The 11572-nt window shown below is 66.8% G+C and carries 13 protein-coding genes; 8 read left to right on the top strand and 5 right to left on the bottom strand.

All coding sequences use genetic code 11. From position 1 onward, the window contains the following. Positions 1-62 precede the first annotated feature (62 nt). From ACQR1B_RS33955 to ACQR1B_RS33940, 4 genes are read left to right on the top strand one after another with little or no spacing between them, the layout of a single operon-like run. Positions 63-521 carry a MarR family winged helix-turn-helix transcriptional regulator gene (locus ACQR1B_RS33955; protein WP_434837206.1) on the top strand — a complete coding sequence of 153 codons (459 nt, stop codon included), beginning with the start codon at positions 63-65 and terminating at the stop codon, positions 519-521. A gap of 46 nt (positions 522-567) precedes the next feature. Continuing rightward, positions 568-1134: an isochorismatase family protein gene (locus tag ACQR1B_RS33950; RefSeq protein WP_434837205.1), complete on the top strand. Its 567-nt coding sequence runs from the start codon at positions 568-570 to the stop codon at positions 1132-1134. Position 1135: 1 nt separating this feature from the next. Next, the gene (locus ACQR1B_RS33945; RefSeq protein ID WP_434837204.1) at positions 1136-1465 is read left to right on the top strand and encodes a hypothetical protein; all 330 of its coding nucleotides are present in this window, start codon (positions 1136-1138) and stop codon (positions 1463-1465) included. Then, positions 1462-2691, top strand: a complete 1230-nt coding sequence (locus ACQR1B_RS33940; RefSeq protein ID WP_434837203.1) for an MFS transporter — start codon at positions 1462-1464, stop codon at positions 2689-2691. Before ACQR1B_RS33945 ends, ACQR1B_RS33940 begins: the two co-directional genes overlap by 4 nt. Positions 2692-2693: 2 nt before the next feature. Here the strand turns inward: ACQR1B_RS33940 and ACQR1B_RS33935 are convergent, their stop codons facing one another. Next, positions 2694-3089: a rhodanese-like domain-containing protein gene (locus ACQR1B_RS33935; protein ID WP_434837202.1), complete on the bottom strand. Its 396-nt coding sequence runs from the start codon at positions 3087-3089 to the stop codon at positions 2694-2696. A 240-nt stretch (positions 3090-3329) separates the two neighbouring features. On the opposite strand from ACQR1B_RS33935, the gene ACQR1B_RS33930 reads away from it, so the two are divergent. The 4 genes from ACQR1B_RS33930 (at position 3330) to ACQR1B_RS33915 (ending at position 7700) form a co-directional block, all read left to right on the top strand. Then, positions 3330-4166 carry an IclR family transcriptional regulator gene (locus ACQR1B_RS33930; RefSeq protein ID WP_434837201.1) on the top strand — a complete coding sequence of 279 codons (837 nt, stop codon included), beginning with the start codon at positions 3330-3332 and terminating at the stop codon, positions 4164-4166. A gap of 12 nt (positions 4167-4178) precedes the next feature. Continuing rightward, positions 4179-5375: a CaiB/BaiF CoA transferase family protein gene (locus tag ACQR1B_RS33925; RefSeq protein WP_434837200.1), complete on the top strand. Its 1197-nt coding sequence runs from the start codon at positions 4179-4181 to the stop codon at positions 5373-5375. 87 nt (positions 5376-5462) lie between these two features. Beyond that, positions 5463-6449, top strand: a complete 987-nt coding sequence (locus tag ACQR1B_RS33920) for a Bug family tripartite tricarboxylate transporter substrate binding protein (protein WP_434837199.1) — start codon at positions 5463-5465, stop codon at positions 6447-6449. 30 nt (positions 6450-6479) lie between these two features. Further along, positions 6480-7700 carry an ABC transporter substrate-binding protein gene (locus ACQR1B_RS33915; protein WP_434837198.1) on the top strand — a complete coding sequence of 407 codons (1221 nt, stop codon included), beginning with the start codon at positions 6480-6482 and terminating at the stop codon, positions 7698-7700. Between the two features lie 28 nt (positions 7701-7728). Here the strand turns inward: ACQR1B_RS33915 and ACQR1B_RS33910 are convergent, their stop codons facing one another. From ACQR1B_RS33910 to ACQR1B_RS33895, 4 genes are all read right to left on the bottom strand, one after another. Next, positions 7729-9438, bottom strand: coding sequence for a sulfatase-like hydrolase/transferase (locus ACQR1B_RS33910; RefSeq protein ID WP_434837236.1), 1710 nt, complete (start codon positions 9436-9438; stop codon positions 7729-7731). Between the two features lie 41 nt (positions 9439-9479). Further along, positions 9480-10223, bottom strand: coding sequence for a DUF3592 domain-containing protein (locus ACQR1B_RS33905; protein WP_434837197.1), 744 nt, complete (start codon positions 10221-10223; stop codon positions 9480-9482). A 176-nt stretch (positions 10224-10399) separates the two neighbouring features. Then, positions 10400-10711 (bottom strand): hypothetical protein, encoded by a 312-nt coding sequence (locus ACQR1B_RS33900; protein ID WP_434837196.1) that lies wholly within the window; start codon positions 10709-10711, stop codon positions 10400-10402. Continuing rightward, a complete protein-coding gene (locus ACQR1B_RS33895) occupies positions 10711-11568 on the bottom strand; it encodes an SDR family oxidoreductase (protein ID WP_434837195.1) in 858 nt (285 codons plus the stop codon). Before ACQR1B_RS33895 ends, ACQR1B_RS33900 begins: the two co-directional genes overlap by 1 nt. Between the last annotated feature and the right edge of the window lie 4 nt (positions 11569-11572).

Raw genomic sequence — 11572 nt, 5'->3', positions numbered from 1 at the left:
CCGATATATTCAGTTAAACTTATCAGATTGACTTTATAAACCACCTGCCTTAGCTTTGCGGCATGAACCGAAAGCCGCCGCGGAAAGTCGCCCCGTCCGATGCCCATGCCCTGGCTGGCGAGCTGCGGGCGTTCGCCGGGAAGCTGAAGCGCCGGCTGCGCGAACAGGCTGCCGACGCGGGCGATCTGACGCCGTCACAGGTGTCCGTGCTGCTTCGCCTCGAGAAAGACGGGCCTGCGACGGCCTCGCACCTCGCGCGGATCGAGGGGATGCGGCCGCAATCCATGGGGCCGATCATCGCGGCGCTGGAAAGCGCGGGCCTGGTGCGCGGATCCCCGGATCCCAGCGACGGCCGGCAGACCATCCTTTCGCTGACGGCGGCGTGCCGCGTGCGGATCGACGAAGGGCGCGCCGCGCGGCAGGACTGGCTGTCGCGTACCATCGCGGCGCGGCTCTCACCGGCAGAGCAACAGCAGCTCGGTTCGGCCATGGGTCTGCTCAAGCGGCTGGTCGACGATTGACGCGTCACGGCCGCGCGAACGCGCCCCATGCAAAAGGAGATGATCGATGGCGCTCACGCAGCTCGATCCGAACACCGCGCTCATCGTCGTCGACCTGCAGAAAGGCGTCGTCGGCGCATCCCTGCTGCATCCGATCGGCGAGATCGTCGCACGCGCGTCCGCCTTGGCGGAACGTTTCCGCGCGCTCAGGCTTCCGGTCGTGCTGGTCAACGTGGCCGGCACCGCGCCGGGGCGAACCGAGCGGCCGCCACGCCACACCACGCCGTTCCCTGCCGACTGGATCGAACTCATCGCCGAGTTGAAACCGCAGCCGACCGATATCGTGGTGACCAAGCGGACCTGGGGCGCCTTCGCCAGCACCGATCTGGAAGCCCAATTGAAGGCGCGCGAGGTGACGCAGGTGGTCGTTGCCGGCGTGGCCACCGGCACCGGCGTCGAGTCCACGGCGCGGCAGGCCTATGAGCAGGGCTTCAACGTCACGCTCGCCGTCGACGCCATGACCGACACGCGCCCCGAGGCGCATCAGTACAGCATCGCCCAGGTCTTTCCGCGACTGGGCGAGACCGGCACGTCCGCGGACATCATCAGATTGCTCGATGCGAGGAAATCCTGACATGGGCTGGCTCGATCTTGTTTGCTATTTCTTCGGCGGCGCTTTCCTGGCCAACGCCGTTCCGCATGTCGTCGCCGGCCTGATGGGTCAGCCGTTCCAGAGCCCGTTCGCGAAACCGTCGGGACGCGGCCTCTCCTCGTCGACGGTGAACGTGCTCTGGGGCCTGTTCAACGTCGCCGTCGGCTATGTGCTCGTCTGCCGCGTCGGCGATTTCGAACTCAGGAATACGAGCGACGTCGTGGCCCTCGGCCTCGGCTCGCTCGCCATCGGCCTGATGCTCGCCCGACACTTCGGCGCACTCCATGGCGGCGACCTGCGGGAGCGGTCATGACGGGCACGGCGCCGGGCATGTTCCGGTCGCTGTACAAGTTCAACTACCGGATCTGGGCGGCCGGCGCGTTCGTCTCCAATATCGGCACCTGGATGCAACGCACCGCCCAGACCTGGCTGGTGCTGATCCAGCTCACGTCGCACAACGCCTCCGCCGTCGGCCTGGTGATGGCGCTGCAATACGGGCCGCAGTTGCTGCTGTTGCCTCTGACCGGCTACGTGGCCGACCATTTCAATCAGCGACGGGTCTTGATGGCCACCCAGGCGACGATGGGCGCGTTCGCGCTGATACTCGGCCTTCTCACCGTCAGCGGCGTCGTCCAGCTCTGGCAGGTCGACATCTTCGCCTTCCTGTTCGGCTGCGCGGCGGCCTTCGATGCCCCGGTGCGCCAGACCTTCGTCGCCGAGCTGGTCGGGAACGACGATCTACCCAACGCGATCGCGCTCAACTCGACATCGTTCAACGCCGCGCGGATGATCGGGCCTGCCATCGCCGGCATGGTGATCGCCGCCTTCGGCACCGGCTGGGCGTTCCTGATCAATGGCGCGTCTTTCATGGCCGTGCTGGCGTCGTTGTGCCTGCTGCGCATCGCCGATCTGCGTCCGAACCCGCGGGCGCAGCACGTCAAGGGCGACGTCCTGGCGAGCGTCACCGCCGGCTTTCACTATGCATGGTCGCATCCGGAGCTTCGGGCCACTCTGATCATGCTCGCTTTGATCGGAACGTTCGGGCTCAATTTCCAGATCTTCGTCTCGACCATGGCGATCAAGGTCTTCCACAGCGACGCACGCGGCTACGGCCTGTTGTCCTCGATCATGGCCGTCGGCACTGTCGCGGGCGCCCTGTTCAACGCCAGCCAGCACAGGCCGAGATTTGGCGCGCTGCTCGCGGGCGCCAGCCTGTTCGGATTAGGCTGCACGCTGGCCGCGCTCGCCCCGACCATCTGGCTGTTCGGCGCCGCGCTCGTCGTCATCGGCGTCGCTGCGCTGATGTTCACCAACCCCACCAACAGCCTGATGCAGCTCGCGACCGAGCCCTCCATGCGCGGCCGGGTGATGGCGCTGCGCGTCGGCGTCGCACTCGGCGGCACGCCGATTGGCGCGCCGATCGTGGGCTGGGTGGCCGACGGTTTCGGCCCGCGCTGGGCGCTCGGCGTCGGCGCGGCGTCAGGTCTCGCCGCGGCGCTCGTTGCAATCGCAGCGATGCGAGCGCCGCGGCAAGCGTAGTTTCACATCCCCGGTTCGATCGGCTTCTCGACCGCGCCGCCATTGTCGGCCCAGTCCTTAAAGCCGCCGACGTTGAACACCTTGTCGTAGCCGAGATCCTTCAGCGTCTTGCCGGACAGCGCTGCGCGACCGCCGGAGGCGCAATACAGGATGACGCTCTTGTCCTTGGCGAAAGTCTTGTCGTGATAGGGCGAGTCAGGGTCCGCGCGGAATTCGAGCATGCCGCGCGAGACGTGCACGGCGCCTTCGATCTTGCCGCTCTTCTCGACCTCCGGCGCATCGCGCACGTCGAGCACGAGCGTGTTGCCCTTGGCGATCATCGCCTGCGCCTCGGCCGGCGAGATCTTCGGCACCACGGCGTTGGCGGCTTCCAGCATCTGCTTGACGGATGTCGGCATCGATTGGCCTCCCGAAAGTTGAGACGGCAGCGGTAGCGAGCCTGGAGCTGCCTCACAACCCCCGATCGGAGGAGCGAGGCTTTGCGCCACAGCCGCTTGCAGCGATAATCGTCCACATAATGGACGATACTCTCAGAAAATTACAATTATATGGACATGACAAGGGCAATGCATCATCTTTAGGGCATGTTTGCCGCCCCCCCATCCTCCCCCGCCGTTCGCGACCGCCCCGTCGAAACGATGCTGGCCGAGAGCGCCGGTGATGCTGCCTTTGCGACGACGCTGGCCAAGGGCCTGCTCGTGCTGGAGGCGTTCGGGACGGGATCACCTCTGCTCGGCAACATGGACATTTCGGTGCGTACCGGCATGCCGCGGCCGACCGTTGCCCGGCTGACCCATACACTCACCGAGCTCGGCTACCTCTCCTTCGACGAGGGCCTTGCGAAATATCGCCTCGGCGTCCGGGCGTTGCGGATGGCGCATCCGCTGCTCGCCGACATGCCGTTTCGCCAGATCGCGCGGCCGCTGATGCAGGACTTCGCCGCGAGCGTGCGCGGGACGGTCTCGATCGGTCTGCTCGACGGCAGCGCCGTGATCTATGTCGAGACGGCGCGCTCCGGCGACGTCGGGCCGCATGTTCCCGACATCGGCATGCCGATCACCGTGGTCGCGACCGCGATGGGCCGCGCGGCGGCTGCAATCCTGCCGCCCGCCGAGGCCGCACGTTTCGACGCAGGGCTGGCGGCCGGCGATGCCGAGCAATGGAGCAGGTTTGGGGAGAATTATTTCGGCGGTATCGCGCAATGTGCCGATCGCGGCTTCTGCACCTGCGCCGGCGAATACATGCCCGCGATCCATGCGGTGGCTGCGCCGCTGCATTACGTGGCCAACTCCGGCCGCGCCTTCGCGATCAATTGCGGCATTCCCGCCTTCCGGCTGCAGCCGGGCCAGCTCGAGGCCGAGATCGGCCCGCGCATCAAGGCGCTTGCAGCCGGCATCCGCGCGCTCATCGGCGAGGCGGAGCCCGAGATCATCAGCCGCGCGCCACGGCCGGCACCCGCCGCCGAACGCGGCTGAGACAGGTACGACATGGCCGGGCCGCTCCAGGGTTTGCAGGTTCTCGACATCGCGACGATCATCGCTGCACCCTTGGCGGCGACGCTGCTCGCCGACTACGGCGCCGATGTGCTCAAGATCGAGATGCCGGGCCATGGTGACGGCGTCCGCACCTTTCCACCGTTCAAGGACGGCAAGCCGCTGTGGTGGAAGACCGCCAACCGCAACAAGAGCTTCGCCACGCTCGACCTGCGCACGCCGGACGGGCTGGCGCTGTTCAAGCGGCTGCTGCCGCGCTTCGACGTGCTGATCGAGAATTTCCGTCCCGGCACACTCGATCGCTGGGGACTGTCGAAGGAGGTGCTGTGGTCGATCCAGCCACGCCTCGTCATCCTGCGCGCCACCGCCTTCGGCCAAAACGGGCCCTACAAGGACCGGCCGGGCTTTGCCCGCATCTTCGAAGCGATGGGCGGGCTCACCTACATCACCGGCGAGGCCGCGGGCGAGCCGACCCATCCGGGCTATCCGATCGGCGACGCCATCGGCGGCGCGTTCGGCGCACTCGGCGTGCTGGCGGCGCTGTGGAAGCGGGCACGCGATCCCGACGCGCCGGGCGAAGAGATCGATCTGGCGCTGACAGAAGCGGTGTTCCGGCTGCTCGACGTGCTGCCGGTCGAGCACGACCAGCTCGGTTTCAGCCGCAGCCGCATCGGCAATGCCAACGGTTACTCGGCGCCGGCCGCGGTCTACCGCACCCGTGACGACCGCTGGGTGACGCTGGCCGGCTCGACCAACGTGCTCTACGCCGCCAATTGCCGCGCCATCGATCGTCCTGATCTGATCGACGATCCGCGCTTCGCCGACAACGCGTCCCGCGTGACGCATGCCGCGGAGCTGAACGCGATCTTCGCCGCCTGGTGCGCCGCGCACGACCTGGAGCACGTCCTCGCCCGCTTCACCGCGGCGAAGGGAACGATCGCGCCGATCTACGCGATCGACCAGATCGCAGCCGATCCGCAGGCGATCGCGCGCGAGATGATCACGCGCGTGCCCGATCGCGACTTCGGCTCGGTCGCGATGTCGAACGTCGTGCCGCGCTTCGGTAAGGATCCTGCGGCGCTGCGCCACGCCGCCGGCGACATCGGCCAAGACAACCGCGACGTCTACCAGGGCTGGCTCGGACTGTCCGACGAGGAGATGGACGATCTCGCCCGCAGGAAAGTGATCTGAAGGCGGCAGAGAAGCAACGACCACAAGGCGCCAGAAGAACGCGCCGGACAATGCAGACAGAGGACGCTGCAGCCAGGGAGAAACGTGATGAGACCACCGACGATGACGCGCCGGGCCCTGCTCGGCGCCGGCGCCGCGCTGGCGCTGGGCCACGCCCATCGTGCGCAGGCGCAGGACGACTGGCCGACCCGCATGGTGCGACTGATCTGTCCCTACGGCGCCGGCGGCGCCAGCGACATCTCGCTGCGCCTCCTGGCCACCGAGTTCGAGCATCATCTCGGCCAGCAGTTCATCATCGAGAACAAGCCGGGCGCCGGCAGCCGCATCGCCAACGATCTCGTCGCCCGCGCCGCCCCCGACGGCTACACCCTGCTCTACGCTGCCGCCCCCTACGTCACCGCCGAGGCCCTGTTCGGCAAGCTGACCTACGATCCGGCGAAGGACCTGCGCCCCGTCGCAGGCACCGTCGTGGCGCCGATCTTCCTGATGATCAGCGCCAGCGCGCCGTTCAAGACGCTGGCCGAGCTGATCGCCTACGGCAAATCCAGGCCCGAAGGCCTGACCTTCGCCTCGCCCGGCGCCGGCTCGCAGCCGCATCTCGCCGCCGAGCTGCTGTTCCGCGATGCAAAGGTCACCGGCCTCAACATTCCCTTCCGCGGCGATTCGATGGCCTACACCGAGCTGCTCGCCGGCCGCGTCGATGCGACGCTGACCGCGCTCAGCACGGCGCTGCCCTATATCCAAGCCGGACAGTTCCGCGTGCTCGGCGTCGCCGCCACCGCACCGAGCGCGATCTATCCGCAGGCGCCGACCTTGCGCGACCAGGGCCTGCCGAACGTGGTTGCGTCCGGCTGGTACGGCTTCATGGCACCGGGCGCGACGCCGCAGCCGATCGTCGACCGGCTGTCGCGCGAAATCCTCGCCGACCTGGCCGCGCCGGACGTGAAGCAGAAGCTGCTCGCCCAGGGGCTCGACGCCCAGCCGCGCGACGCCGCCGCGTTCGGCGAGTTCATCGCCGACGAAACCCGGAAGTGGAGCGCGGTCATCCGCGACGCCGCCATCAAGGCCGAATGAGTTTCACAAATGAAATTAGGGAACGACGTCATGAGGAATGGGATTATTGTGGCCGCGCTCACGCTGTTGTCGCTCGCGTGCACTGCGCCGGCGCTTGCCGCCGAGAAGAAGTACGACACCGGCGCCAGCGACAGCGAGATCAAGGTCGGGCAGACCGTGCCGCTGAGCGGCCCGGCCTCAGCCTATGCCACCATCGGCAAGGCGCAGTCCGCCTACATGAAGATGGTCAACGACCAGGGCGGCGTGAACGGGCGCAAGATCAACCTGATCCAGTATGACGATGCCTACTCGCCGCCGAAGACGGTCGAACAGGTGCGCAAGCTGGTCGAGAGCGACGAGGTGCTGCTGACGTTCCAGATCATCGGCACCGCGCCGAACGTCGCCGTGCAGAAATACCTCAACAACAAGAAGGTGCCGCAACTGTTCGCGGCCACCGGCGCCTCGCGCTTCACCGATCCCAAGCAATTTCCTTGGACCATGGGCTTCAATCCGAGCTACGTCGTCGAAGGCCGCATCTACGGCCAGTACATTCTCAAGACTTATCCCGACGCCAGGATCGGCGTGCTCTACCAGAACGATGATCTCGGCCGCGACTATCTCGCCGGCATCAAGGCGGGGCTGGGTGACAAGGCCGCCAAGATGATCGTCGCCGAGACGTCCTACGAGATCACCGAGCCGACGATCGATTCGCAGATCCTGAAGCTGAAGGACGCCGGCGCCGATTTGCTGTTCAGCGCCTCGACGCCCAAGCAGGCGGCGCAGGCGATCAGGAAGGTCGCCGAGCTCGGCTGGAAGCCGGTTCACATCGTCGACATCAACGCCAATTCGATGGGCGCGACCTTGAAGCCGGCCGGGCCCGAGAACGCCAAGGGCCTGATCAGCGTCGGCTATGTCAAGGACCCGCTCGAGGAGAGCTTCAAGAGCGACCCCGGCGTGCAGCGCTATCTCGCCTTCATGGAGAAGTATTATCCCGACGGCGACAAGGGCTCGAACTTCAACGTCTATGGCTACATCACCGCCGAGCTGCTGGTGCAGGTGCTGAAGCAGTGCGGCGACGAGCTGACGCGGGACAACGTGCTGAAGCAGGCCACCCATCTCGACCATGTCGAGCTCGGCATGCTGCTGCCGGGCATCAGCATCACGACCTCGCCGACCGACTATCGCGTCAACAAGCAGTTGCAGATGATCCAGTTCGACGGCGCCCACTGGCAGAACATCGGCGGCATCGTCACCGATTCCGCTGCGGAGTAGCTGCGGCCCGGATGATCACGCCGGCCGGTCACAGCCCCCGGATCAGGTCGGCGTCGATCAGCATGCGGTTGAAGCGGCGCGCCTCGGCGCCGTCGCCGCAGGTGTAGAACACGCCCTTGCAGCGCAGCATGATGTCCTTCTGCTCGGCAAAGGACGGATCGAGCGGAATGCCGGCGGCCTCCAAGGTGACCAGCGGCAGATAGGCGGCGTCGATCCTGTCCATTACGACGTCGCTGCGGCGCGGCTCGAAATTGACCGCATCGATGGCGTAATAGGTCGCGTAGTAACGCGGATCGTAGCTCTCCAGCCTCTCGCCGATGCCGGCCTCGTCGAGCTTGGGATCGAGGATGTGCGGCGAGAACTCCGGCTGGTGATCGCCATAGCGCACGATCAGGAACGGCTGGTCGCCGAAGCGCTTTTTCAGGCTCGCCACGAAACGCTGATAGTCCGACGCGCTCATCGCCTGCCGGCGCAGATATTCGTCGATCGCCGGCACATTGCCCGGCGCGCGCCAGGACGGCGTCAGATCGGGCCGGAACGTGGTCTCCCACGGGAAATGATTGGCGGCGAGATAGACGAACATGAACAGCGGCTTGCCGTGCTGCCGCTGCTGCATCAGGTCGAGCGCCGCGTCATAGAAGAAGCCGTCGGGCTCGACGCCCTTGGCGCCGAGATCGCGTGCGTCGAGGAAGCGGTCGACGCCCACCGTGGTCTGGAAGCTGCGCGCGCTCATGAAGGCGCCGTGCGCCGGGTACAAAGAGACCGTCTCGTAGCCGCATTGGCGCAGCGCCAGCGGCAGGCCTCGCTCGACACGGCCGGAGGCGATCCGGGTCACGAAATAGGCGAAGCGGCCGAACGAGCGCGACGACAGGCCGGCGAGCACGTTGTATTCGGTGAACCAGCTCGGCCCGCCATTGCTCTCGGCCATGAACCGGCGCGCCTTGCCGTCGAAGGACTGGAAGTGGCCGCCATAGCCCGCGGGCACCTTGATGCCGGGGGCCGAGCGGATGTCGAAGCTGGATTCGTCGTGGATCAGCACGATGTTCGGGCGCCGCCCGGCGGGATGGCACGAATCCGGGATCGCAGCGGCCAGCTTGCGATCGGCGGTGGCGTCGGATTCCATGAAGCCGTTGGCGAGGAAATCCGACACCGCGGTGACGCCGGAGCGCGCGAACTTCGACAGGTAGCCGTCGTCGTAATAGCCGCGCCAGGCCTCGTCGCGCCAGTTGAGCGAATACAGCGTCAGCGCCGCCAGGCAGGCGAGCTTGCCGGCCAGCGCCGGCAGCCGCGCGATCCGGTACGGATCGGCCCACCACAGCAGTCCCATCAGCGGCAGCACCACCGCCGCCGCCACCAGCACCGACAGCTTGAGGTTCGGAAAGATCGTGAACAGAAACGCCGCGCTGTCGTGGTCGATCAGCATCACGTCGACGAAGTTCGCGGTCATCTGGACCACGGCGTGCTTGAGCTGCGACAGCAGCACCAGCACCACGACCATGGTCAGCGCCAGCGCGCCGGACACTGCGGGCCGCCGCAGCAGCACCAGCCAGAAGCCGTTCAGGATGCCCCAGGCCAGCACAAAGCCGAGCCGGGAGCCAAAATCGGTCTCGGTGTGCAGCATCAAGGCCAGCGCGGCGACGTGCGGGGCAGCCACGGCCGACATCCGCACGACGGCCGACCGTGTCGCGTTCGCCGCGGCGAGCGTCGTGATCGGTTCGTGGTTCGGGGTCAGTGACATGCGGCGGTCGAAGGCGTCCTTCGCCGGCGCATGCCGGCAGATCAAGAACGCTCTATCCTGTCATGTGACCGTAGTGAAATCGTCACAAATGACAACAGTCCGGATTTGCCCGGAGCGAGCGGTCTCCTCTCGCGTCTCAGCAGCGATGCGATGACCGCCGACATTGCTGCGATCGTGGGCCGACGTTCACCAGCCGCCGGTGCGGCCGCACCGCGCCGCGCCATCCGAGGTGCCGCACGGCCGGATGTCCTGAACCTCGGAGCCGGCCACATGCGGTGGACGAAGAGCCAGCCGGCCAGGACCGCCCCGCCGAACGGCAGCAGCGGAAGCAGCAGGTTCGAACCCCGGCCACGATCCACGACCGCGAACCGCGACGCCTCATCGCTGCGATAGAGCACCGTCACCCGGTCGCCGACACGGTAGCGCGGCGAACTGCCGCCGAAATCCTCGAAACGCAGCCGCGCACCGGACGCGGTCGTGAACTCGATCACGGGGTAATAGATCGGCTCCCGGTCACGATCGCCGGCATCGACCCGGATCGCGATCACCTGGCCGCCGGTCCGCCATCCCGCCAATTCCAGCCGGCAGACGTACCACGCCATGACGATCGTCGCGACGAGCAGAACGGCCGCTGCGATGGCGGCCAACAATGCCAGCACACGCGCCGCGTGCCGGCGGGACGCCTTCGCCACGGCGGCCCTGACCAGCAGGGCGATCTGGTCGTGAGCAGGCCCGTCGAAGAATTGATGATCGAACATATCGATGCGCTCCGCGGAAAGCCGCATCGAAAAAACCAAACATGGGCAAAATACGACACGCGAATCCCCTGCAACCATCGATCGCGCGCGCCACCGATCCGATAGTCGCGTGAAGTCCGCGGCTTACGCGTCATGCAATGGCCGCGTCCAAATTTGCGATCATCACATTTGACGGCGGGTGTCGCACCGCGCCCACACACGCCTTAGGAGTCGTCCGAGGTGATGTGTTGCGTCTGCCGTGCGGGCATTGCCGAGTCGGCGGTGTCCTGATCCTCGACCAGATGAAACGCCCGCCCCAGCCGGCGCTGCACGCTCATCACGGCGCGGTCGATGTCGCTGATCAGGCTGTCGCCGAGGATGACGTGCGGGATCTGCCAGTTGCGGCCGCTGCGCACGTCGAGTCCCTGGACGGCGGGCACGCGCGCCGTGTCGCATCCCGGCTGTTCGCGGATCGCGTCCTCCACCAGGCGGGTGAGCTCCGCCTGGGTCTTGCCGATCGTCACCACCGCCGGCATCAGGCCTTCGTCACCGGCATCAGGCCGAGCCGCTTGGCGATGATGCGGTCGACCGTCCGTTTCGGAAGCACGCGCACGATCCATTGCTGCAGAGCATCGGGAGCGATCTCGTAGCGCACTTTGGGCGTCGGCGCGGTCAGGGCCTCGACCACGCGTTCGCCGATGGTCTCGGCCGGCAATCCCGTCTTGCCGAGCTTCAGCATGAAGTTGCGCACTCTCTGCAGCGCCGGAAAGAATGGCGAGGCCTGATACGGCGACAGGTCGACCTCCTCCGCCTTGGCCCAGATCGGCGTCTTCACCGCCCCCGGTGCAATGATGATGACGTCGATGCCGAACAGCATCAATTCGCGGCGCAGGCTCTCGGACAGCCCCTCGACCGCATGCTTGGAGGTCGAATAGGGCGCCAGCAGCGGATTGCCGTTGCGGCCCGCGACCGAGCTGATCATCACGATCCGCCCGCGCGCGCCGGTCATCGCGGGATCGGCGCCGAGCAGCGGCGCAAACGCCTGGGTGGCGATGACCGGGCCGATCACGTTGACCTCGATCTGATGGCGAAACTGATCGATCGGCAGCTCCGTCACGGGACCGGCGACCGCGATGCCGGCATTGTTGACGAGCCCGGCGAGCGCTTCGCCGTCGAGCGCCGCCCGCACCTCCTGCGCCGCAGCCTTCACCGCCGCCTCGTCGGTGACATCGAACAGCAGCGGCGTGAAGCCGGCGCCGAACTCGCTGCGCAGCCGCTCCGCGTCCTCAGGCTTGCGAACGCTCCCGAACACGCGGAAGCCGCGTGCGAGCAGCAGCTTCGAACAGGCGTGACCAATGCCGGTGGATGCCCCGGTGATGACGACGGATTTCATGGCG

It is taken from the genome of Bradyrhizobium oligotrophicum (assembly GCF_051168495.1).
Lineage (GTDB): Bacteria > Pseudomonadota > Alphaproteobacteria > Rhizobiales > Xanthobacteraceae > Bradyrhizobium > Bradyrhizobium oligotrophicum_A.
The sequence above is the reverse complement of the archived record's forward strand: the minus strand, read 5'-3'. Positions and strand labels throughout refer to the sequence as shown.